A 20,429-nucleotide genomic window follows, 5' to 3' on the forward strand; every position below is an offset into this window, starting at 1 on the left:
CCGTGCTGGCCGATGCGATGCTGTGGCTGCCCATGGCGGCCGCCACAGGTTTGATTGCTTAAAGGCAATAAATTGCACGCAAAAAAGGCCGATAAAATCGGCCTCGATGGAACTGGCGGCAAGCGGTGCTTAGCGGTAGAACGCTTCGACCTTGCCTTTCAATTTGATTTGCAAAGGACGGCCGCGGCGGTCCAGCGACTTGGTGGAAGCAACCTTGATCCAGCGTTCGCTGATGCAATATTCTTCCACGTCAAGGCGTTCCTTGTCGTTGAAACGGATGCCGACGTCGTTTTCGAACACGGCTGCAACGTGGTAAGGGCTGCTCGGGTCGATCGACAGGCGATCGGGCAATGGGGGTAAGGTGGTGGTATCGTTCATGGGCGTAATTATCGCCCAGAATGCCGATCCAGACAACGGCCTTTCGCGTCCCCGCTATCGGGCAGGCCGCGATATGGCGGGCGTGGCAGTGTCCGTGGATGCTGGCGCGCCATGCCGCATTCCCGTCGGGTCGGCCAGCTGGATCACCGTGCCATGCTGCCACGCATCGGCGCCCGGCACGATGGCGGGCGTGGGAATATCGGCCCGCTGGCGGCGTTTCTCGGCGGAATCGACCTGGAAATGCCGGTCGCGCGCGGCCACCATGGCGGCATCGGCCTGGCCATCGGCCGTAAAGCCCATCATCAGTTGCGGCACGCCCAGCGGCAGGGTCTTGTGCAAGTCAGTATGCCAGGTGTGCCAGGTCTTGCCGTAGGTGCCGATGAGCTTTTGCATCAGCGCCTTTTCCGCCACGGCGGGAATGCCGGGCGCGATCAGCTGGCCTGATCTGACTTCATGCACATGGCTGTGCCACAGGGATTTTTCCGCCGCCGGCAAGCTCTGGTACTGCCTGGCGCTGACGATGTATTCCACGCCCATCAGCTTGGCATCCTTGACATTGCCGTCGTAGATCACGCACTGGATCAGCTCCGCATTGAGAATAGCGCAATAGTGGTGCGCTTCCATCTGGCCCCGCAGATTGCCGTTGTAAAAATGAAAGCCGTCCAGGTACGCATTCAGCGCCGCGATGGGCGGCTTCGCTTGCAGCGCATCGGCGCCCGCTTCCAGCACGCGCGTGGACACCCCGGCCGATGCGCCGGGCGCGTCCACGTTCGATGCCGTATTCCTGGCACCGCAGGCGGCAAGGGCCAGACAAAGGGCCAGACAAGCCAGGATGGCCAGCGGCTTCATGATGGCCACCCTGTTTTCACCCGTCAGCCGTCAGCAGATGGCGGCATCAGGATTTGTCGTCATTCTTGTGGCTTTGACGTCCCGCTTCCACGTGCTGCTCATGCGTGCCGCCGCGCGTGCCCGAGCCGGAGCCCGACTGGTCGCTGCCGCTGCCACTGCGGCCCTGGCCGGATTGCTGCGAGCCCGACTGGCCCGATTGTTGCGAGCCCGACTGCTTGTCGCCGTCATTCTTGTGGCTTTGACGGCCCGCTTCCACGTGCTGCTCGTGCGTGCCGCCCTGGGTGCCGCCCGACGATTGACGGCCTCCCGATTGCTTGTCCGACTGCTGGCTGCCCGATTGCTGTTTGTCCGATTGGGTGCCTGATTTGTCATTGCTGTTCGAAGTCATGGTCGTTTCCTCTATGGTTGTATGCGTCAACATCCGCGTACTTGACGGCAACACGGACGCTCCTGCCTGTCATCCGGCGCTGTCTTGCACCGTTGAGGCCATTCTCGCCGCCTGCCGCGGGCTTAGCCATAGGGACACTTCTTGTCGCCACGTAGGAAAACTCCGTGGTGGCAATAAACCATTTCTCGTTTTCACTTTTATAAATGCCGGCATTCCTGCGGCGGCGCATCCCACGCGTCGTGCCGGCCATCGACAAAGGTGACGGGCAGCTGCGCCAGCTCGGCGGCAGATACATCGTCGAGGCAGCTGACGCTGATGCCGACAAACGGCCCGATGCGCGGCGAATCACCGCGGCCGAACGGGCGTACGCCGCAGTGGCGGCAAAAATAATGGCTTTCGCGGCGGGCGCCGAAGCGGTATTCGCCCAGGTCCGCCGCGCCGGCCAGCAGGCGGAAATCCGCAGGCGGCACCAGGCTGGCCCAGCAGCGCACTTTCAGGCAGAACGAGCAGTTGCAGCGCAGGCTGGGCGCGGCCAGGTCGATCTCGGCCGTGAAGCGTACGGCGCCGCAGTGGCAACTGCCATGGCAGGTTTTTTTCATCTGCCTACTTTACAGGGTGGCCGTACTCTCATGCAACTGCTGGAATTGCGCCAGCTGCTGCTGCATCAGCCGCGCATACTGGCCGCCCGCGCGCAGCAGTTCGGCGTGCGTGCCTTGCTGGCAAATCTTGCCGTCTTCCATGACGATGACGCGGTCCGCCTTGACGATGGTGGAAAAGCGGTGGGCGATGATGATGGTGGTGCGGCCTTGCATCAGGGTGTCGAGCGCTTGCTGTACCAGCTGTTCGCTGGCGGCGTCGAGCGCGCTGGTGGCTTCATCGAGGATGAGGATCTTCGGCGCGCGCAGGATGGCGCGGGCAATCGCGATGCGCTGCTTCTGGCCGCCGGATAACTGCACGCCCCGTTCACCCACCAGGGTTTCGTAGCCATCGGGAAAGGCCGTGATGAAATCGTGGGCATGCGCCAGGCGCGCCGCCGCCACCATCTCGTCGGGCGTCACGCTGCGGTCCGGCACGGCAAAGCCGATATTGTCGGCGATGCTGCCGGAAAACAGCGCCGGTTCCTGTTCCACCACGGCCATCTGGCGCCGCAGCTGCGCCACGCCCAGGGTGCGCGCGTCGATGCCGTCGAACAGCAGGCTGCCTGCCGCCGGCTGGTAGTGGCCGAGCACCAGGCTGGCGATAGTGGACTTGCCCGCGCCGGACGCACCCACCAGGGCGATTTTTTCGCCCGCGCGGATGGCCAGGCTGACGCCGTCGAGCGCCGTCGCCTGCGTCCGTTCAGGGTAGGAAAAGCGCACGTCGCGCAGCACGATATGGCCTGCCAGCGGCGGCTGCGGCGCCGCTTCGGGCACGTGCCGGTGGCTGCGCAGGATCTCGAAGATGCGGTCGGTCGAACCCATGGTGCGCATCCAGGTATTCCAGAATTCACTGATCGAGCCGGCCGTGTCCGTCACCATGCTGGCATAGATGACGAAGGCCGTCAGCTCGCCCACCGTCAACCGGCCCTGGCCGATCAGGTGGCCGCCGAAGCATAAGGTCGTCAGCAGGGCGACGAAGGCCAGCATGCCTTGCGCACCCTGGAACACGGCCAGCAGCCGCGTGCCGGCCAGCGACACGCCCAGCAGTTGCCGCATGGCCTGCGCATAGCGGGCCATGGCGCCGCCTTGCTGGTTGAAGGCCTGCACCAGGCGCGCATGGGCAAAATATTCCTGCGCCACCTTGCCGCTGGCCGCCAGGCTGGCGGAAATGGCGCGCGAGCGCTGGCGATAATTACTACCTGTCAACTTGCCAAGATATAGGCTGATGGGGATGAACAGGGCCAGGGGCAAACTCAGCATGGGCGACAAATGCAGCAGCATGGCGATGCCGCCGACGAACACGCACAGCGAGCGCAAGGCATTGGCCGCGCCGATGGTCAGGCTTTCATGCAGGGCCGAGACGTCGGACGTCAGCCGGCTGTTGAGTTCACCCCCATGGTGCTTGTCAAAAAAGGCGATGGGCTGGTTGATCACCACGTCGAACAGCCGGCGCCGCACGCTCATGACGATCATGTGGCCGCCCGACTGCAGCAGATAGAAACGCGCGGACGAGGCCAGCGCATATAGCAGGCTGAAGGCCAGCATGGCGGCCAGCATGCCCGGCGTGATGCCGCGCTGCGTCACGGCGGCCACGTTGTCGATGAAATACGCGATGACTTGCGGAAAACCCAGCTGCGCGGCCACCGTCAGGAGCATGCACAGCAGACCGGCGGCGATGCGCCAGCGCACGGGGTACAACAGGCGCAGGCGTTCCAGGTGGGGGGCGATGATGTTCATGCGGCGCGTTCCTCGGCAATGTCGGCGTGCAGCTGGTCGACGAGGGCCAGCCAGTTTTCGTCGCCGATCAGGCCGGCAGCTTCGATGATGCCCTCGTGATTGACGAACAGATAGGAAGGGGAGCTCATGGTGGGATTGAGCTTGCGGTAGTCGCGCAGGGCCAGGCGCGCCGTGGCCGCCCGCAGCGTGTTGGCGGGCAAAAAAGGCGCGCAGGCGGCGGGCCGGCTCTTCGCTGAGCAGCCACAGCTGCAGCCCTGCGCCGCGCGCCAACGGCAGCAGCTGCGCGATGCCGGCCAGCTTTTCCTGGCATTTGGGGCAGCGGCTGGCCAGGAACAGCAGTACGGCAGGCTGGCCAGGCGCAGCGGGCTGGAAGCGTGCGCCCCCCGCCAGCGGGCGGGCCTGCACGGCAGGCAAGGTCTCGCCCGGCACGAGGACGGCGGCGGGCAGCCGTTCGCGGCGGCTGGCGCGCAGCACGGCCAGGCTCAGCCACACATTGCCGGCGATGGCAAATGCCAGCGCCGCCAGCACGCACTGTAAAGTCGTGGCATCCATCAGTGCGCCTTTGCCAGGGTGGCGATATCGTGGAGGGAAATGGTGGCCACGCAGACGATGGATGCCAGGCCCGCGGCCAGCAAGGCCGTGGAGGCAGGCAAGACCGCCTCCCGGGCCAGCGCGAAGTAGCCGAGATTGATGCCCACCACCAGCACATTGCGCAGCAGGTCGTAGTGCGAGACGGGCCGCGCCGCTTCGCCAAAGCAGCTGCAGCGCACCACGCTCTGCGTGAAGTAGCGATAGCACAGCACGCCCGTGAGTGTGCCCAGCAGCAGCAGCGACAGCAGCATGGGCAGGTACGCGCTTCCCGGCAGCAGCGGCCCGGCCAGCAGCCAGCCGGCCAGCAACAATTCGGCCGCTACCAAAGCTGGCGCGGCAAGTGTGGCGATGCCAGGCGCCAAGCCGAACGAGGTGGCCAGGTTGCCGCGAAAGTCCGCATAGCTGCGCAGCTTGCCCACGCTGGCCGCCAGCAGCAGCAAGGCGATGACATAGCGCGCCGTATGCGACAGCAACACGGCCAGGGAAGGGCCCATGGATGCATCGGGAAATGGCGTCAGCATGCGGGCCGCGCTTCCATGCTCCACAGTGGCGCGAAGCCGCCCGGGCGCTGGCGGCGCAGCTGCACGCCATCGCGCGAAGCGAGCAGCGCGTCATTCCATGGCTCGTCAGGCGCACTGCGCAGCGCGCCGCCTATGCTCGCTTGCAGCTGCGTCGAGATGGCCCAGCCCAGGCGTTCGGCGTGCGCATCGCGCGTCATGTTCAAGCCCAGGCTGGCCAGCTCTTCGCGTGTCAGCGCATAGTTGTGCGAGTGATAGCCGCCGGCCAGCTGCCCGACGATGGCGCGCCGCGCCTCGGGTGTCGCCTGCGGCAATTGCCAGGCCAGCAATTCCTCGCCGATCTGCGCCAGTTCCAGGGTGCTGCGGTAGAAGGCCGTCAGCGAGGGCGGGAAGATGCTGCCGCATAACAGGGACAGCGATTGCTGGCGCGCTTCGCTGGCATCGACGCCGAACCATTGCTGGGCCATGTCGCCGAAGCGCTTGATGTCCAGGCTGGACAGGGAGCCGCCGTCGGCGCCATCGAGCTGCGGGTCGATGGGCGAAAACAGGGCCAGGTCGCCGGCGATGATCTCGTCAGCACTGAAGGCCAGCAAAGTGGCGGCCGACTCGCAGTGGAAAGGCACGATAAAGCTCAAGTGGCGCGCATGCTGGCGCAGCAGCAGGGCGATGCGGCGCGCCGCGTTGACGATGCCGCCGCGTCCGTGCAGCACCACGTCGAGCCGGGGCACCGGGCCGATGCCCTGGCACAATTCATACAGGGCGGGCAGCAATTCCATGTCCAGGTGCGACGCGGCCAGCACGATGGCACGGCTGTCGCGCTCCTGCTCCAGTTTGCGCAATTGCTGGGGAACCAGGCTCAGGTCTGGCTGTGGCATAGCGCTCCTTCGATCAGGGTATCGGCCACGCTTTCCAGCAGGGGCAGGGTGGGGACCAGTTGCTGGACATACAGGAACTGGCCGACCGGATTGTTTTCCAGGAAAACATATTCGCCATCGGGCGTGACGATCAGGTCCAGCGCGCCGTATTCGAGGCCATAGCTGTGCACGAAGTCGAGGCAGCGCTGCTGTATCGCGTCCGGCAAGATACACACTTCGTAGCGGATGGGGGCCGACATGTCGCGCGAATCGACGGCCGTGCGGGCATCGTCCTGCGAATACAGGCGGGCGGCGAACAGGCGCTTGCCGATCACGGTGACGCGCAGTTCGTATTGCTTGGCGATGTATTCCTGGAACTGGCAGCTCAGTTCGCTGACGGCTTCCAGGCTGTCCAGCATGGCGTCATCGACCAGGGTCGTGCCGATGCCGCGGCTGACCCGTTCATCGCCGTCCACGGCTTCGGCGGCCAGGGTCGGCGTGGACATGGCCTTGAAAATGATGGGGCCGCCAACGGCGCGCGCAGGGCGCGCACATCGTCGGGCACGTTGGTGATCACGCTGGCGGGCACGCGAAAGCCCATGCGCGCCGCGCGCGCCAGCTGTTCGCCTTTCCATTGCGCGCCGCGCAGGGCCAAGGGATGGCTGAGCCAGTAGCAATCAAGCGCATACAGCATGCTGAAAATGGCTTGCTGCGTTTCCAGCTGCGCATACGCGCGTTCCTGCGCCGTCAGGTCGGCGCTGGCGTACGCATATTCGGCGGGTTTGCGCAGCCACACGGCACCCACTTGCCGCAAGTCCAGCCAGTCACCCTCAGGCAACCGGCGCACGCGCGCGCTGGCCTGGCCAGCCTGAACCGTCTGGCTCAGCTGGTAATCGCGGGGAAAGGCATCGAGGTTGATACGGAAAGGGGCATGGTCCCGCTCCGCCAGGATGGCAGTGACCAGGTCGGCATGCAGATCGCCGCTGTGGCTGATAATCAAAATCTTTTTACGCATTCAGAACCCTGCAGCGAAAGACAATAAAAAAGCCCTGCCGTGGCAAGGCTTTCAGCGGGTGCACGTATCAGCAGAAATCTCCGCCGTCACTCGAACCGACACGCGAATAGCGGTATTGCTCTTCGCTGTCGACCGCCGTGCAGCCGGCCACGGCGACACCGTCACGCACTTTCCACGGCGCAGGCTGGACAGGTTTTTCCTGTTCCTTTTTTTCCGCCAGCTTGAATGCGAACAATTTTGTTTGATTCTGTTTCTGCATGTTTCTATCCTCTTGTGATGGATGGCATTGTGGCCGTCAGTGCGAGCACAGGAAAGCTGTGCCGCAATTGGCGCCGGATTGAATGGGCGGGAATGTGGGAAAACCCCGCGCAGGGCGGGATTGATGGCGCGGCGAGGATCAGCAATAGATGCCGGTATCGTTTGGCTTCAGGCGCGAGCTGTCGCGCAGATTGTAATCTTCAGGATTTCCATAATAGGTGCAGCCGGCCGTGGCGACGCTGTCGCGCACCTGCCATGGCTGCTTGACTTCTTTTTTAACTTCTTTTTCAGCCAGTTTAAAAGCGAACAATTTGGTTTGATTTTGCATTGTACTATCCTCTTGTAATGGTTAAGTACCGCTTTACTCATTGCCGGTGATTCGGCTTTTAAATATTAAGTTCAAAAAAATACCGCGTCAACCTGTGAATGAAATATATTTAACAGGCCCGAGATATTAATATTCCGGGCAGGGAAAAGCCGCGCCATTATCGGCGCACGGCATTTATATCGGAATATAAATATCACCCCGCCGTGGACGGGGCGAAGGGCGATGCAGCGATCAACAGAATTGGCCGGTGTCGCGGGAATTAAGCGTGGAGGTGTAGCGGTACTGGAAACGCTCGACTTCGCTGCAGCCGGCCATGGCGACGCCGTCGCGCACCTGCCATTGCGTGGGTGCCGTCACCGGCGCTGTGGGCTGTTTATTGGCCAGCTTGAAGGCGAACAAGGTGGGTGTGCTTTGTTTTTGCATTGTAGTGTCCTCGTGTGAAGGTGACATGCCGCATGGTTGCCAACTGATAGTGCAGTTAATTTGGCGTATGCGCGCCGGGCATTGCCGAGCGGGCAGGCCGCAGGAAGGCAATGCGGCGCACGCCATGCAGATGGCATCAATACGGAATCATCAGGGAATCATTAGGGAATCACATGGGCGCTGAATATAACCGCGCCAGCGGCGAGCTTATGCCGCGCTGCCGTGATCAGCAATACTGGCCGCTGTCATTCGGCTGGAGGCGCGACTCGTAGCGGAAGTTTCCGCTGCCGATCATGAATTCGCTGCAACCGGCAACCGCGATGCCGTCGCGCACCTTCCATGGCTTGGGCGGCAATGCCTGCTTTTCCACCTGTTTTTCAGCCAGTTTGAACGCGAACAATTTGGGTTGTTTCTGTTTTTGCATTGTACTATCCTCTTGTGATGGTTAAGTACTGCTTGCGCTGTATGCCATGGTGTATGGCCATTCAATATTAGCGCTGGAATAAATATGCGTCAACTTGAAATTGTGGCGTGCGCGGTGCCACATATATGGCGAATACTCACCAAATATCACGCATTACCTTGATGTTATTGGTATTCAATAAATTTTAATTGCGCCATTTAAAGATTTCAAAGTCGGCATATTATTGCGCTGCACTATCGCGGTGCGCACCGGGCGATTATCAGGCAATGGAATGGCGGGTTTGCGGACGCCCGCACTATAATGGGGCCTGATGAAGCTCGAGGAGGCGAAGGATGGCAATGGAAGTGACCGACAGCGAGCGGCGCGAGGCGCATGCGCTGGCTGCGGCGTTCGCCGCGACGCTGGACCAGCGCGATCCTGTTGCGCTGCAACGCGACTGGGCCATCCCAGCGGCGGTAGCCGGCGAGATCGCCGACATGCTGGACAGTTATTTCACGGCGCACCAGGCCTTGTCCCTGGCGCCGCTGGCGCAAGCCTTCGTGCCGGGCAAGAGCGGCCGGCCCGCGGTTGACGTGTATGCCACCAGTGGCGGCACCTTGGGCCTCGAATGCCAGCTGCTGGCCGATGGCAAGCCGGGCGAAGCCATCCTGCACCTGGAAATGGCGGGCCACGATGGCGCATTGCAACTACATTACAAATATATCGGTTCCTGAATAAATTGATGAATGACACACTGATTACCCACGAGCAGCAACGCATCTGCGACAAATACCAGTTGCCCGCCCAGCCGCCGGAACCCATGGTGGCCCTGGCCATCGGCAGCCTGGAGCAGTCACCGATCTACGGCACGCGCATCGCATTGCCGGAAAACGGCACCATCAGCTGGTTCATCCATTGCGGTGAACACAGCGAGGCACTGGATTTTTATCAAGCCCTGCATGCCACCCACCTGCAGGAAATGCTGCCGCAAGTGCTCGACTACCTGGCCTTGCCCAGCGGCGCCAAGTTCATACTTGACCGGCAAGGCTACGAGGATGTGTGGCTGGAACAGTAGTTTCCTGACCGGCAAGATTGTCGTTGACCTGGCGTGGCTGGCATGGGAAGCTATCCGTCATTTTGTCAGCCGAAAGCGCCACCTTGAACACGCGATTATCCTCGACCTTGCTCGCCGTGGCGCTTGCCGCCGCCTTTGCCCCCGGCGCCATGGCAGCCACGCCGCTGCCCGCCGACGTGGTCCAGCCTGCGCAAATGCGGCAGACGGAGGAAGACATCGCGGCCTTCGTGCGCAGCGAAATGCAGGAACGCCAGATTCCGGGCTTGCAACTGGCGGTGATCCAGTATGGAAAAATCATCCTGGCGCGCAATTTTGGCCTGGCCAGCGTGCAGTACGACGTGCCGGTAACGGATGCGAGCCTGTTTTCCATCAATTCGGCCACCAAGGCATTTACGGGCGTGGCCGTGATGCAGCTGGTGCAGCAAGGCAAGGTCGACCTGGCCGCGCCGGTCTCCCGCTATCTGCCAGGCTTGCCCGCGGCCTGGCAAGCGGTGACGGTGACTCAGCTGCTTAACCATACGTCCGGTTTGCCCGATGTGCTGGACCAGGCCACGGGCCAGCTGGTCGGCCCGCAGCCCGACAACCACGCTGCCGCCTGGACAGCCGTGCAGGCGCTGCCGGTGGAAGCGGCGCCGGGCCAGCGCTACCGCTATAACCAGACGAATTATGTGTTGCTGGCGCAATTGATCGAGAAGCAGGGCGGCGTGCCCTACACGGCCTTCATCCAGCGCGGCCAGTTCGACGTGGCCGGCATGCCGCGCAGCGGTTTCGGCGATGCGAAGGACGTGGTCGTGAACAAGGCCAGTTCGTATGTGCTGGGCAGCGGCGGCCAGGGCTACCGCAACGTGCTCGAGGATTTTCCACCGTTCATGCGGGCCGGGGCCGGCATCAACAGCAATGTGGGCGAGCTGGCCAACTGGCTTATCGCGCTGCAGGCCGGCCGCCTGCTGTCGCCCGCCAGCCTGCAGCGCCTTTGGCAGCCGACCACCGTGAATGACGGCAAGCCGGCGCCGTGGGCGCTGGGCTGGCCCACCATTCTCCGCGATGGCCACCGCACCGTGGCCGGCATCGGCGGCGGGCGTTCCGCCTTTTATGTGTATCCCGACGATGGCCTGGCCATCATTATCCTGAGTAACCTGGCCGGCGGCCAGCCCGAGCAGCTGATCGATACCGTGGCCGGTTTCTATCTACCTGCCTTGCGCCAACAGGGCGGCGCTGCGCGCGCCACGCAATTGCTGCGCCAGAATACGGCCCAGGCCGGCTTCGATGGACTGGGCGGACAGCTGGCGGCCATCCGCCGCCAGCATGCGCTGCCCGACCCGGCCGAAAACGACTTGAATGCCTGGGGCTACCCCCTGCTGGCGCGCCAGCAGCCGAAACAGGCCATCGCCGTGCTGCAGCTGGCCGTGCAGTTGTTTCCCGCCAGCGCGAATGGCCACGACAGCCTGGCCGAAGCCTATGAAGCGGACGGCGCCACGGAGCTGGCCATCACGCATTACCGCCGGTCGCTGGAACTGGACCCGGGCAACGGGCATGCCGTAGCGCGCTTGAAAGGCCTGGAATGATGTCGAGTCTGGTCAAAGCATACCAGCGGCAGGGTAGGCATGGTCGAGATAACGATGCAGTCTGATACAACATTTTCCAGCGACACAGCCTGTCGCCTGCTATTTCCGCGCGCCCGGGCGCCGGTTCAGGCGGCCAGGTGCGCGCGGTTTGCCTGGCCGTGTTCGGCGCCATGCATGGCCAGGTAGCCGGCCAGGTTATCGTCGACGATACCCAGCGCGCGCAGGACTTCGGCCGTGAAGCTGACGGGCGCCGTGCCGGGTGCCGTGATGATGCGCTGGTCGGCCACGGCCCACGGCACGTCCTGGTACAGGGCGGCGCCCGCATAGCCTGTTTCCAGCAGATTCGCGGCCGAGTTGGAGGTGTGGCGCACGTTGTCGAGTACGCCTGCCTGCGCCAGCACGCGGGTGCCGTCACAAATGCCGGCCAGCACGATGTTTTTGGCCTGCGCGGCGCGCAGCAGGGCAGTCAGGTCAGGCGCCTTGCCGCTTTGCCAGCTGCTGCCGCCGCAGACCATCAGCAAGTCGAGTTCATCGAGCAAAATATCTTCCAGCGCCAGTTGCGGCGTGACCAGCATGCCGCCGGACGAGGTCACGGGCTGGCCGCCCGGCGTGGCGAACCGGGTATAAAAGCCGTAGTACAAACGCGCCGTCGAGTTGAGCAGGGCGGTTTCCCAGTCGGCGAAGTTATCGGTAAGGATGGTGATGGCGCTTGTCATTGTGTGTCCTGTCTCAGCTTGTCATGGTGATGGTAGGGGCAGCCTTGCCCGCGTGTGGCGCCAGCATACGCGTGGGCACTGACAGTTTCTGTCAGGAGCGCCTGTCGCCTGCGGGAGCTTGCCGGCAATGGGCACGCGGGGGCACCGCCACGGCTTGCTTGCGCGATGCAGAAGGCATGCTCCCCGGGATGGGCGCGCGCCTGCCCGGCGCTGCCTTGCCGCCGCAAAATGATGGTACAACTTGCAATGGACTACGCTACAATCGCTGACCCTTGCAGACGGACCAGGCCACGCTGTTTCCCTTCCACACTGACTATTCTTGCCTCCATGCGTATTCTGTTCTGCCGTGTCCTGCTGAGCGTTGCCGGCCTGCTGGTATTCTTCCTTTCCGATCAGATCAGCGCCAATGAATGCCTCAAGCTGGGTGCCTTGCTGGCGGCGTTTCTGCTGGGCATAGGCGGCGTGCTGCATGCCTGGCGCGTGCGTGCCAGCGCCATCACCGTGCTGGTGCGTTGCGTGGTGCCGCTGTTTTACCTCGATGCGGCCGTCAAAGGCTTCTTGCGCAGCTATTTTGGCATGCGTCCGAATCCGAATGCGGTTTTACAGGCCATGTTTGCGACAGATCAAACCGAGACGGCCGAGTTTTTCCTGCATAACCGCGTCGATCTGGCGCAGGCGGCCGCCTGGTTCCTGCTGGTGACGGTGGCCGTGCTGCTGGCCGACCGCCATCTGCAGCGCCGCCTGGCCGTGCGCTTGAGCGCCGGCGCCGCCGTGCCGGGACGGCTGCAGAAGGGCATTGCCGTGAGCCTCGCCGTGTTCCTCGTGGCGCTGCACGTGAATACCACCATGCGCCGCGAAAATCCGGCCCTGTTCTGGCCGCTGCGCTACCAGCAGTACGCCCAGCAGCTTGACGCCATGCAAACGATGCAGCAGGCGCTGACGGCGGCCATGGCCGCGCCGCGCGACTGGGACGTGCGCTATGCGGGCGAAGACGCGCGCACCGTCATCCTGGTCATCGGCGAGAGCACGAACCGCGCCTCGATGTCGCTGTATGGCTATCCGCGCGCGACCACGCCCCAGCTCGATGCCATGCGCTCCAGGCTGCTGGTCTTCAATGACGTGATTTCGCCCGCAGCGAGCACGGTGGAATCGATGATGACGATGCTGACGCCAGCCGACCTGGATAATCCGGATGCGTGGATGGCCAAGCCGAACCTGCTGATGCTGGCCGAGGCGGCAGGCTACAAGACCTTCTGGGTTTCGAACCAGACGCGCAACGATGGCTGGATCGGCATGCTGGCGGGCGAGGCGGATGAAAGCGACTTCATCAATTACGGCACGGGGCGCGGCGAAAACAATTTCGATGCCAACCTGTTCCAGCCGTTTACACAGGCGCTGACTGATGCGGCGCCGAAAAAGCTGATCGTCGTGCATCTGCTGGGCGCCCATCCCAGCTATGACATGCGCTACCCCAGCCGTTTTTCCTACTTCGACAACAAGCACGATGGCGTCAGCGCGCAGATGGCCAGCCAGGGCCGCTCAGCGTGGATACGCAGGCAGCGCGACGAGTACGACAACGCCATCCGCTATGGCGACTATGTGCTGGGCAGCCTGATCGACATGGCGGAGAAGGCCAAGTCCGACCGTCCCGCCTCGCTGCTGTTTGTTTCCGACCATGGTCAGGAAGTGGGCTACAGCCGCAATCATGCGGGCCATTCGGCGTCCGACAAGAGCGGCTATGAAATCCCCATGCTGCTTTGGAATAACCAGCACACGCCGCCATCGCCGGCCGCGCGCGCCGCGCTGGAAAGCCGGCCCTACCAGACGGACAAGCTCGATGCCACCGTGCTGGGCCTGCTGAAGATCGAGACGCGCTATTACGCTGCGCACGACGATATCCTCAGCAGCACTTTCATTCCCGTGCAGCGCTACATGAATGGCGTGCGCTACCAGCCGGGCACGCTGCCACCGCTGGCCGCCGGCACGCACGGTGTCGCGCGCTGACGGCACGCCGCATCTGGCGCCACAATGCAAAAGGCCCGGCGCCGCCGCAACGCGCGGCGGGCCGGGCCCATGGAGGTGCCGCTGAACGGCTGCCGATTACTTCTCGGCGAACGCGCGCTCGACAACAAAGTCGCCTGGCGTGGAGGTATTGCCTTCCTTGAAGCCGCGCGCTTCCAGCATTTCTTTCAGGTCGCGCAGCATCTCCGAGCTGCCGCAGATCATCACGCGGTCTTCCGCCGGGTTCAGCGCTGGCACGCCCAGATCCTCGGCCAGCTTGCCGTTCTCGATCAGTTCCGTGATGCGGCCCATGTTGCGGAAATCTTCGCGCGTCACGGTCGGGTAGTAGCGCAGCTTGTCGCTGACCATCTCGCCGAGGAATTCGTGCTTCGGCAAGTGCTCTTCCAGCAAGTCGTGGTAGGCCAGCTCATCGACCTGGCGCACGCCGTGCACGAGGATCAGCTGGTCGAAACGCTCGTAGATGTCCGGATCGCGCACGATGCTGAGGAAAGGCGCCAGGCCCGTGCCCGTCGACAGCATGTACAGGCGCTTGCCTGGCAGCAGGTAGTCGGACACCAGGGTGCCCGTCGGCTTGCGGCCGACGATGACGGTGTCGCCCACTTGCAAGTGCTGCAAACGCGACGTCAACGGGCCGCCCGGCACCTTGATGCTGAAAAATTCCAGATGGTCTTCGTAATTGGCGCTGGCGATACTGTAGGCACGCAGCAAAGGCTTGCCATCGACGCGCAGGCCGATCATGGTGAAGTGGCCATTCGAGAAACGCAGCGACGGGTCGCGCGTGGTGGTAAAGGAGAACAGGGTATCCGTCCAGTGGTGCACGCTTAATACGCGCTCTTCATTCATCGAACTCATAGTGTTTGTAGTCTGGTCAAAAAAATGGTTAGTTGCTGGCAACTGCTGGCAAAAGTGAAACCCTGCGTAGGTCCAGACGCTATTGTACCGGCCCCTACACGAAATTGTTACCGTCTATCGCCGCCAATGCTGCCGCACGCGGTGCCGACATTATAGTGCGAATGGCAAGTCGGGGCAGAAAAGCAGCGTGAAAGACGCAGCTAGTTTGGGGTTTATTTGACCTGAGCCACTTTATTGGCGCGCGCCACGCACCAGGCAGGGAAGCGCGTGCCCGGCGGCGGCAGGCTGTCACGGGATGGAAAATGCCGGCGCCAGCTTTTGCGTGCCGGCAGGAAGCTTGCTCCAGTTGTCAATGTCCAGCAATTGCCAGGCCGGCAGGACCATCATGAGGTCGGAACCGCTGCCTGGCAATGGGCCGGCGATCAGCATCCCGACAAAGACGGCTTTGCCATCGGAAAAACCGATTACCGGCGAGCCGCTATCGCCCGGTTCCGAAACTGGCGCGTCTTTGCCGGCAGAGAGGACGATCAGTTCGGCGTGGTAAATATTGGCGTGGAAGGAAATGCCGTTGCTGCTGACGTGGTACGGAATCGGCAAGTTGCCATCGGCGTACATGCAGAACTGGGCAAGTATTGGCGCACGCGGCGCAGCGGCATGGGCAATGCCGTTGCCGGGGGCCAGAACGATAAACTGCGAGCGCTGCGCGAGCAGGTCGAGCTCGGCGCGTGAGCCCAGCGGCGGGCAAGAGCCCAGCGCGGCGCCGGAGAAAGCGGCATTGAACCAGGCCTTGTCGATATGCGCCAGCTGGGCGTCGAAACTGATGCCGCCCTGCCTGAGCGCGCCACTGTAGGCGGTGCTCGTGCCAACGCTATCGGGCTGGCCGAGCGGTGTGACGCCGAGTCCGGCTGCAGGCTGGCCATTGAGCGGCGGCACGGGCGTCAGCACGTGAAGCGCACTCATTACATACCATTCCCGTGCCTGCGCCGCGTGCACGCGGATGGCGCACGTAATGGCGCCGTTCGACGGACCTCCCGCGGTTTCCACCAGGATGCCGTTGCTGCGCTGTGCCGCAACGCCGCCAAACCACTGCAGCGACTGGACATCGACGGGCACCGCGTAATCCAGCGCGCTGGAAGGCGTCCCGCAGCGTACCAGCAGGCGTTCTGGCAAGGCCTCGCCGTATGGCACCTGGCCGGGCGGGCTCGCGGGCCACTTGTGCGTGACGGTACAGATCACGCAGGGGGCGGCATGCAGCGCATACTGGCCGTCTGCGTCGCGCCGCGCGCGGTAGCCTGCCGTCACCATGGCAAGCGTCGCGAAGTGCGCCTTCAAGTCCGGGCCAAGGCACGCCACGGCTGCATGGGCAATCTGCATTTGCCGGGCGATATCGCCCAGGCTGTCAAAGCGTGCCGCCGCGGCGCTGGCATCGGCGGCGCCGGCGCCTGGCACCGCCTGCGCACGCACGGTTGTCATGTGCAGGCCGCACGTTCTTTCTTGACGCTGACAGGCACGGCGACCTTGGCCGCATCCCTGATGGCCTTGCCCAGGGCCTTGCGGGTCAACTCGTCGAGCGCTTCGCAGATGCCGACCGCGACCGACTTGTCTGCCTGGACATCCGCAGTGAGGATGGTAAAACTGCTGCCTGCCAGCGCGACCTTGCGCAGGGCCAGGATGGCCTGCTGCGGTGACTGTGGCGTGGGCGTCGCCGGCGATGGCGCGTTGCCGTCGGGTGCGGGCGCAGTGGGCGTGGTGCGCTCGCCAGGCGCCACCTTGATTTTGATGACAGCCGTGCCGCTGCCGTCCGTCGCCTGACTCTGGTCATGCAGGCGCAGCTCGTAATCACCGGGGACGGTGCTCGCCGTGCCGTCAAGCACGATGTCGAGCGTCGTTCCGCTCGGCCCCGGCTTGATGAGCTTCATGCCTGCCGGCAACGGTTTGACAGGGTCCTCCACCACATACTCCTTTTTGCCGCCACTGAGGTCAATGCTCCGCGTCAGTGGCTTGCCTGCAAAAAAATTGCACCTCCACGGGATTGGCCTTGAATGGCGCGAGCAATGCCGGCAGTCCGCAGTCGCTGAGCGCCTGCGTATTGATGGCTTCGTAATTGGCTGGCAGCAGGGCCTTGACCTTCAGCATGTGCTGCTGCACGGTCTTTTGCGCGGTGAGCAAGTTCTCAACCGGCTGCTTGAACGTGTCTGCCAAGGGAGTGGACTGGGCGGCCACACCGCCGCCTGGCGCCGATTTGCCGGCATTCGAGTCTGTCACCGCCTTGGCGATGATGGCGCTGATGTTGCTGCCGAGTCCGGCGGTGACCTGCTTGATCTGGCTGATGTCGGGCGTGCCGTTGACGATGGCCTGCGTCACCGACTTGTCGATTTTTTCCACCTGCGTGTGCAGGGCGGCCGCCGCGCTGTCGGTCTTTGCCAGGAAGGATTGCGTGCTGGTCATGACCGTATCGGCGCCCTTCAGGGTGTCGGCGGCATTGACGAGCGCATCGGCTGCGGTGCTGGCGCCGCCTTTGGATTGCTCGTACAACGCCTGAACGGTCGCCATCCTGGCGCGCAGCGCATCCCTGGCCTGGTCCAGCAGGGCAAGTTCGCTCTTGATCGCACTGTAGTCGGTGGCGCGGATCGCGCCGATGCTCGCTTCCGCGCAATTGAGCGCGTCGATACCGGCCAGGTAGGCACTGATGCGGGCGCGCGGCAACTGCGAGTTGGCCATTGAATAGGCGGTGGCGGTGGTGGCGCCGCCGACCAGCAGCACATCACTCGATGCCTTCAGGCCGACGGCCGTCAGCAGCACGCCAGCGCCGGCGATCAGGAAGCGCGAGGCGGAAGCTTCCGTGTTCATTTGCTTTTCCACTGCCTCGCCGTAGCCCTTCCTGGCCTTGTTCAGGTGCAAGATGGCCCTGTCCATCGTCACCACCGGCTGTATCGTCACATCGTCATCGAGAATAGACCGCCAGTCATATATGGGCTGGCTGACGCAGCCGGCAAGTGCGGCGGCGACAGACACCGGCAGCGCAAACGACAGGATACGGAGTTTCATGCCTGGCCCCCTGAGGTGATTGTCTGCGTAATATCAATACGCTACTGCTGAGTATATGTTGGAAAAACTGCGGGATAGTATCAAATTGTCACGATGTTGGCGTGACGAGGGGGGGGACGTTCCAGTGGCGCTGGCACTGCCATATGAATATGGCAGTGCCAGCGCGTTTTAGTTCACGCCGCGGAGCGGCAATGCGGCATAGATCATCAGGCAGGGCAGTTGCGCACCGTGCGGCAACAGAATTGCTTCGCAGGTCAACAATTTTGCAGATAGTTGGCACAGGGCGGCGCAACGGAGCGGGGGCGGGCAAGTCTTGCGTGTATGATATTGCCGAACAGAATTGTTGGGCATCTGTCATCTTTGACGCGCGTTTTGAGGGCGCGCCAGCCCAGGATTTTGCGCGCACGATGCCGCTTGCCACGATGCCCGGCCCACAGTGAAAGGTAACAACGATGTATAAAACAGTGCGCGACATGTTCCTGCATTTCAAGGAAGCCGTTCCCTTCCGGCTCGTGCCGGCCATCATTTGCACGGTCATGCTGGTCGGCATGCTGCTCTTGCCGGCACCGGAAGGCTTGACGCCAAAGGCCTGGGGCCTGGTGGCGATTTTCCTCACCACCATCCTGGCGATTATTTTAAAGGTCATGCCGATCGGCGTGATGGCCATGATGGCCATCGTCATCGTCTCGCTGTCGCAGGTGACGTCGACCTCGTCCAAGGGCGCCATCACGGATGCGCTCAGCAGCTTTGCCAACCCGCTGATCTGGCTGATCGTCGTGGCGATCCTGATTTCGCGCGGCCTCAAGAAGACGGGACTGGGCAGCCGCATCGGCCTGCTGTTCATTTCGCTGCTGGGCAAGCGCACCATGGGCATCGGCTATGGCCTGGCCATTTGCGAACTGGTGCTGGCGCCCTTTACGCCAAGTAACACGGCGCGTGGCGGCGGCATTGTCCACCCGATCATGAAATCCATCGCCAACGCCTTCGATTCGGATCCGGCCAAGGGCACGGAAAAGAAGGTCGGCACCTACCTGGCCCTCGTCAACTACCACGCCAACCCGATCACTTCAGCCATGTTCCTGACGGCCACGGCGCCAAACCCGCTGGTAGTCGATTTCGTCGCCAAGGCCAGCGGCCAGAGTTTTCACCTCAGCTGGACTACCTGGGCACTATGCATGCTGCTGCCTGGCCTCGTGTGTTTGCTGGTGATGCCCCTGATCATCTACTGGCTGTCGCCGCCGGAACTGAAGGCCACGCCGGACGCCGTCACCTACGCGAAGGCTGAGTTGAACAGCATGGGGCCGCTGTCGCCCGCGGAAAAAGTCATGCTGGGCACGTTTGGCTTGCTGCTGGTGCTGTGGGCCAACGTGCCCGCCATGCTGTTCGGTCCCGCATTCTCGCTCGATGCGACGGTGGTGGCCTTTGTCGGCCTGTTTATCCTGATCATCACGGGCACCATCAGCTGGGACGACGTGCTGTCGGAAAAGAGCGCCTGGGATACCCTGGTGTGGTTCGGCGCCCTGGTGATGATGGCCGAGCAGCTGAACAAGACGGGCGTGATCGCCTGGTTTTCGGCCGGCATGAAGGGGGCGATCATCGCCAGCGGCATGGACTGGCTGCCGATCGCCGGCGTCCTGGTGCTGGTGTTCGTCTTTTCGCATTACTTCTTCGCCAGCACCACGGCCCACATCAGCGCCATGCTGCTGGCCTTCCTGACCGTGGGCCTGCACCTGATCCCCGGCCAGTACCACGTGCCGTTCATGCTGATGATGACGGCCGGCTCGGCCATCATGATGACCCTGACGCATTACGCCACGGGCACGTCGCCCATCATCTTCGGCAGCGGTTTCGTGACGATGGGCAACTGGTGGCGGGTCGGCTTCATCATGTGCGTGGTGGAACTGCTGATCTTTGCCGTCGTCGGCACCACCTGGTGGAAGCTGCTCGGCTACTGGTAGAGCGGGCGCGTGCGCAGCCGGCTGGCCGGTTTCGGCTCAGCCGTACATGCGCGGCAGCCACATGCCGACGATGGCAACCGCAATGCCCACGCTCATCGCCACGGTCATCAGCGACAGCACTGCCGCCATGGTCCAGCGGGCTGCCGCGCCTGCAGCGCCGTCGCGGCAGCGCAGATATCCCTCCAGCACGGCGAGCGGCAGCAGATACTGGGCAAAGGCCAGCAAGCTCAGGGCCGGTCCCGTGAACGTGTCGGGATCGAAACCTGCCGGGCCGCCATTCACGGCCAGCCAGAACATCAGTCCCACGCGAAAGAACCACACGCCGCTGACGGCCAGGAACAGGCGCAGCGCCCAGCGCCGGTGCGCCGCGATGTCGCCCTGCAGCACCTTCCGCAAGGCCAGGCCCGCGAACACCAGCACCAGCACGGCATTCAGGCTGGTGCCCACATGTTGCGTCATATCACCCACGGCGCCGCGCCACCACAGCATGATCAGGCCGGACAGGGCCGCCAGCACGGCGCCCGCCAGGTAAACTCGCCCGTTCCAGCGGTGCAGGCGGGGCAGGTGGCGGCGCACCTGCGGCAGCAGCTGCAGCGCGCCGCCCAGCATGAGGATGGCCGCCAGCAGCAAGTGGATGCCGGTGGCGACGTTGCCAGCGCCATCGCCGGCCACATGGCCATGCGACATGACGGCGTTCCAGCCCGGCAAATCGCCGCGCGCGGCCGCGCCGCCATACAGGGCGACGATGTAGGCGGCAAAGAACAGCTGGCCGGTGACGGTGGCGAGGAACCAGAAGCGGGCGGCCGCGGCCAG

General features: G+C 63.4%; 25 protein-coding genes. 6 read left to right on the forward strand and 19 right to left on the reverse strand.

Annotation, left to right across the window (positions count from 1 at the left end):
* Nucleotides 1-129: 129 nt before the first annotated feature.
* The 6 genes from JaAD80_RS24305 to JaAD80_RS30465 all read right to left on the reverse strand — a co-directional run bounded on the left by JaAD80_RS24305 (nucleotide 130) and on the right by JaAD80_RS30465 (nucleotide 4,190).
* Complete coding sequence (locus JaAD80_RS24305) at nucleotides 130-378, reverse strand: DUF3297 family protein (protein ID WP_010398340.1); 249 nt, start codon at nucleotides 376-378, stop codon at nucleotides 130-132.
* Between the two features lie 54 nt (nucleotides 379-432).
* Nucleotides 433-1,227: an OBAP family protein gene (locus JaAD80_RS24310; RefSeq protein ID WP_102298410.1), complete on the reverse strand. Its 795-nt coding sequence runs from the start codon at nucleotides 1,225-1,227 to the stop codon at nucleotides 433-435.
* A gap of 46 nt (nucleotides 1,228-1,273) precedes the next feature.
* The gene (locus JaAD80_RS24315; RefSeq protein WP_102298412.1) at nucleotides 1,274-1,615 is read right to left on the reverse strand and encodes a hypothetical protein; all 342 of its coding nucleotides are present in this window, start codon (nucleotides 1,613-1,615) and stop codon (nucleotides 1,274-1,276) included.
* A 197-nt stretch (nucleotides 1,616-1,812) separates the two neighbouring features.
* Nucleotides 1,813-2,214 carry a GFA family protein gene (locus tag JaAD80_RS24320; RefSeq protein ID WP_102298385.1) on the reverse strand — a complete coding sequence of 134 codons (402 nt, stop codon included), beginning with the start codon at nucleotides 2,212-2,214 and terminating at the stop codon, nucleotides 1,813-1,815.
* Nucleotides 2,215-2,223: 9 nt separating this feature from the next.
* On the reverse strand, nucleotides 2,224-3,990 hold the full coding sequence (locus JaAD80_RS24325) for an ABC transporter ATP-binding protein (protein WP_258003155.1): 1,767 nt from the start codon (nucleotides 3,988-3,990) through the stop codon (nucleotides 2,224-2,226).
* The gene (locus JaAD80_RS30465; protein ID WP_146012515.1) at nucleotides 3,987-4,190 is read right to left on the reverse strand and encodes a hypothetical protein; all 204 of its coding nucleotides are present in this window, start codon (nucleotides 4,188-4,190) and stop codon (nucleotides 3,987-3,989) included. Before JaAD80_RS30465 ends, JaAD80_RS24325 begins: the two co-directional genes overlap by 4 nt.
* Here JaAD80_RS30465 and JaAD80_RS24330 point away from each other — a divergent pair.
* Entirely contained in the window at nucleotides 4,180-4,527 is a 348-nt protein-coding gene (locus JaAD80_RS24330; RefSeq protein ID WP_146012516.1) for a hypothetical protein, read from the forward strand. The genes JaAD80_RS30465 and JaAD80_RS24330 overlap by 11 nt on opposite strands.
* 14 nt (nucleotides 4,528-4,541) lie before the next feature.
* On the opposite strand, the gene JaAD80_RS24335 is transcribed toward JaAD80_RS24330, so the two are convergent.
* The 7 genes from JaAD80_RS24335 to JaAD80_RS24365 form a co-directional block, all read right to left on the reverse strand.
* Nucleotides 4,542-5,102, reverse strand: coding sequence for a MauE/DoxX family redox-associated membrane protein (locus JaAD80_RS24335; RefSeq protein WP_102298388.1), 561 nt, complete (start codon nucleotides 5,100-5,102; stop codon nucleotides 4,542-4,544).
* A complete protein-coding gene (locus JaAD80_RS24340; protein ID WP_102298390.1) occupies nucleotides 5,096-5,974 on the reverse strand; it encodes a hypothetical protein in 879 nt (292 codons plus the stop codon). Before JaAD80_RS24340 ends, JaAD80_RS24335 begins: the two co-directional genes overlap by 7 nt.
* 364 nt (nucleotides 5,975-6,338) lie before the next feature.
* Nucleotides 6,339-6,968, reverse strand: coding sequence for an MvdC/MvdD family ATP grasp protein (locus JaAD80_RS31265; protein ID WP_219726875.1), 630 nt, complete (start codon nucleotides 6,966-6,968; stop codon nucleotides 6,339-6,341).
* A gap of 67 nt (nucleotides 6,969-7,035) precedes the next feature.
* Nucleotides 7,036-7,227 carry a hypothetical protein gene (locus tag JaAD80_RS24350; protein WP_102298391.1) on the reverse strand — a complete coding sequence of 64 codons (192 nt, stop codon included), beginning with the start codon at nucleotides 7,225-7,227 and terminating at the stop codon, nucleotides 7,036-7,038.
* A gap of 138 nt (nucleotides 7,228-7,365) precedes the next feature.
* Nucleotides 7,366-7,554 (reverse strand): hypothetical protein, encoded by a 189-nt coding sequence (locus tag JaAD80_RS24355; RefSeq protein ID WP_102298393.1) that lies wholly within the window; start codon nucleotides 7,552-7,554, stop codon nucleotides 7,366-7,368.
* A gap of 231 nt (nucleotides 7,555-7,785) precedes the next feature.
* Nucleotides 7,786-7,977: a hypothetical protein gene (locus tag JaAD80_RS24360; protein ID WP_102298394.1), complete on the reverse strand. Its 192-nt coding sequence runs from the start codon at nucleotides 7,975-7,977 to the stop codon at nucleotides 7,786-7,788.
* A gap of 226 nt (nucleotides 7,978-8,203) precedes the next feature.
* Nucleotides 8,204-8,401, reverse strand: a complete 198-nt coding sequence (locus JaAD80_RS24365) for a hypothetical protein (RefSeq protein WP_102298396.1) — start codon at nucleotides 8,399-8,401, stop codon at nucleotides 8,204-8,206.
* Nucleotides 8,402-8,739: 338 nt separating this feature from the next.
* Between JaAD80_RS24365 and JaAD80_RS24370 the strand changes: the two genes are divergently transcribed.
* From JaAD80_RS24370 to JaAD80_RS24380, 3 genes are all read left to right on the forward strand, one after another.
* Nucleotides 8,740-9,114, forward strand: coding sequence for a hypothetical protein (locus tag JaAD80_RS24370; protein WP_102298397.1), 375 nt, complete (start codon nucleotides 8,740-8,742; stop codon nucleotides 9,112-9,114).
* Between the two features lie 8 nt (nucleotides 9,115-9,122).
* Nucleotides 9,123-9,455: a hypothetical protein gene (locus tag JaAD80_RS24375; protein WP_102298416.1), complete on the forward strand. Its 333-nt coding sequence runs from the start codon at nucleotides 9,123-9,125 to the stop codon at nucleotides 9,453-9,455.
* A gap of 83 nt (nucleotides 9,456-9,538) precedes the next feature.
* Nucleotides 9,539-11,020, forward strand: a complete 1,482-nt coding sequence (locus JaAD80_RS24380) for a serine hydrolase (RefSeq protein WP_102298417.1) — start codon at nucleotides 9,539-9,541, stop codon at nucleotides 11,018-11,020.
* A gap of 125 nt (nucleotides 11,021-11,145) precedes the next feature.
* Here the strand turns inward: JaAD80_RS24380 and JaAD80_RS24385 are convergent, their stop codons facing one another.
* Complete coding sequence (locus JaAD80_RS24385; protein ID WP_102298399.1) at nucleotides 11,146-11,736, reverse strand: DJ-1/PfpI family protein; 591 nt, start codon at nucleotides 11,734-11,736, stop codon at nucleotides 11,146-11,148.
* 327 nt (nucleotides 11,737-12,063) lie between these two features.
* Between JaAD80_RS24385 and JaAD80_RS24390 the strand changes: the two genes are divergently transcribed.
* Nucleotides 12,064-13,740, forward strand: coding sequence for a phosphoethanolamine transferase (locus tag JaAD80_RS24390; protein WP_102298400.1), 1,677 nt, complete (start codon nucleotides 12,064-12,066; stop codon nucleotides 13,738-13,740).
* Between the two features lie 96 nt (nucleotides 13,741-13,836).
* Here the strand turns inward: JaAD80_RS24390 and JaAD80_RS24395 are convergent, their stop codons facing one another.
* From JaAD80_RS24395 to JaAD80_RS24410, 4 genes are all read right to left on the reverse strand, one after another.
* Complete coding sequence (locus JaAD80_RS24395; RefSeq protein ID WP_058051074.1) at nucleotides 13,837-14,610, reverse strand: ferredoxin--NADP reductase; 774 nt, start codon at nucleotides 14,608-14,610, stop codon at nucleotides 13,837-13,839.
* 288 nt (nucleotides 14,611-14,898) lie between these two features.
* A complete protein-coding gene (locus JaAD80_RS24400; protein ID WP_102298402.1) occupies nucleotides 14,899-16,083 on the reverse strand; it encodes a hypothetical protein in 1,185 nt (394 codons plus the stop codon).
* Nucleotides 16,080-16,529: a hypothetical protein gene (locus tag JaAD80_RS24405; protein ID WP_146012517.1), complete on the reverse strand. Its 450-nt coding sequence runs from the start codon at nucleotides 16,527-16,529 to the stop codon at nucleotides 16,080-16,082. The genes JaAD80_RS24400 and JaAD80_RS24405 overlap by 4 nt, the downstream gene beginning before the upstream one ends.
* 61 nt (nucleotides 16,530-16,590) lie before the next feature.
* On the reverse strand, nucleotides 16,591-17,658 hold the full coding sequence (locus JaAD80_RS24410) for a hypothetical protein (RefSeq protein ID WP_102298405.1): 1,068 nt from the start codon (nucleotides 17,656-17,658) through the stop codon (nucleotides 16,591-16,593).
* A 452-nt stretch (nucleotides 17,659-18,110) separates the two neighbouring features.
* Here JaAD80_RS24410 and JaAD80_RS24415 point away from each other — a divergent pair, with 452 nt between their 5' ends.
* Entirely contained in the window at nucleotides 18,111-19,616 is a 1,506-nt protein-coding gene (locus JaAD80_RS24415) for an anion permease (protein WP_102298407.1), read from the forward strand.
* A gap of 36 nt (nucleotides 19,617-19,652) precedes the next feature.
* Here the strand turns inward: JaAD80_RS24415 and JaAD80_RS24420 are convergent.
* Nucleotides 19,653-20,429 (reverse strand): DUF2306 domain-containing protein (locus tag JaAD80_RS24420; RefSeq protein ID WP_102298408.1); only part of this gene is annotated, 777 nt, incomplete at its 5' end.

It is taken from the genome of Janthinobacterium sp. AD80, assembly GCF_002878455.1.
Taxonomy (GTDB): Bacteria; Pseudomonadota; Gammaproteobacteria; order Burkholderiales; family Burkholderiaceae_D; genus Janthinobacterium.

Bases quoted from the DNA above. Each gene is read 5' to 3' on its own strand.
- JaAD80_RS24305 (WP_010398340.1), bottom strand. From the start codon at position 378: ATGAACGATACCACCACCTTACCCCCATTGCCCGATCGCCTGTCGATC.
- JaAD80_RS24310 (WP_102298410.1), bottom strand. From the start codon at position 1,227: ATGAAGCCGCTGGCCATCCTGGCTTGTCTGGCCCTTTGTCTGGCCCTT.
- JaAD80_RS24315 (WP_102298412.1), bottom strand. From the start codon at position 1,615: ATGACTTCGAACAGCAATGACAAATCAGGCACCCAATCGGACAAACAG.
- JaAD80_RS24320 (WP_102298385.1), bottom strand. From the start codon at position 2,214: ATGAAAAAAACCTGCCATGGCAGTTGCCACTGCGGCGCCGTACGCTTC.
- JaAD80_RS24325 (WP_258003155.1), bottom strand. From the start codon at position 3,990: ATGAACATCATCGCCCCCCACCTGGAACGCCTGCGCCTGTTGTACCCC.
- JaAD80_RS24335 (WP_102298388.1), bottom strand. From the start codon at position 5,102: ATGCTGACGCCATTTCCCGATGCATCCATGGGCCCTTCCCTGGCCGTG.
- JaAD80_RS24340 (WP_102298390.1), bottom strand. From the start codon at position 5,974: ATGCCACAGCCAGACCTGAGCCTGGTTCCCCAGCAATTGCGCAAACTG.
- JaAD80_RS31265 (WP_219726875.1), bottom strand. From the start codon at position 6,968: ATGCGTAAAAAGATTTTGATTATCAGCCACAGCGGCGATCTGCATGCC.
- JaAD80_RS24350 (WP_102298391.1), bottom strand. From the start codon at position 7,227: ATGCAGAAACAGAATCAAACAAAATTGTTCGCATTCAAGCTGGCGGAA.
- JaAD80_RS24355 (WP_102298393.1), bottom strand. From the start codon at position 7,554: ATGCAAAATCAAACCAAATTGTTCGCTTTTAAACTGGCTGAAAAAGAA.
- JaAD80_RS24360 (WP_102298394.1), bottom strand. From the start codon at position 7,977: ATGCAAAAACAAAGCACACCCACCTTGTTCGCCTTCAAGCTGGCCAAT.
- JaAD80_RS24365 (WP_102298396.1), bottom strand. From the start codon at position 8,401: ATGCAAAAACAGAAACAACCCAAATTGTTCGCGTTCAAACTGGCTGAA.
- JaAD80_RS24370 (WP_102298397.1), top strand. From the start codon at position 8,740: ATGGAAGTGACCGACAGCGAGCGGCGCGAGGCGCATGCGCTGGCTGCG.
- JaAD80_RS24375 (WP_102298416.1), top strand. From the start codon at position 9,123: ATGAATGACACACTGATTACCCACGAGCAGCAACGCATCTGCGACAAA.
- JaAD80_RS24385 (WP_102298399.1), bottom strand. From the start codon at position 11,736: ATGACAAGCGCCATCACCATCCTTACCGATAACTTCGCCGACTGGGAA.
- JaAD80_RS24390 (WP_102298400.1), top strand. From the start codon at position 12,064: ATGCGTATTCTGTTCTGCCGTGTCCTGCTGAGCGTTGCCGGCCTGCTG.
- JaAD80_RS24395 (WP_058051074.1), bottom strand. From the start codon at position 14,610: ATGAGTTCGATGAATGAAGAGCGCGTATTAAGCGTGCACCACTGGACG.
- JaAD80_RS24400 (WP_102298402.1), bottom strand. From the start codon at position 16,083: ATGACAACCGTGCGTGCGCAGGCGGTGCCAGGCGCCGGCGCCGCCGAT.
- JaAD80_RS24405 (WP_146012517.1), bottom strand. From the start codon at position 16,529: ATGAAGCTCATCAAGCCGGGGCCGAGCGGAACGACGCTCGACATCGTG.
- JaAD80_RS24410 (WP_102298405.1), bottom strand. From the start codon at position 17,658: ATGAAACTCCGTATCCTGTCGTTTGCGCTGCCGGTGTCTGTCGCCGCC.
- JaAD80_RS24415 (WP_102298407.1), top strand. From the start codon at position 18,111: ATGTATAAAACAGTGCGCGACATGTTCCTGCATTTCAAGGAAGCCGTT.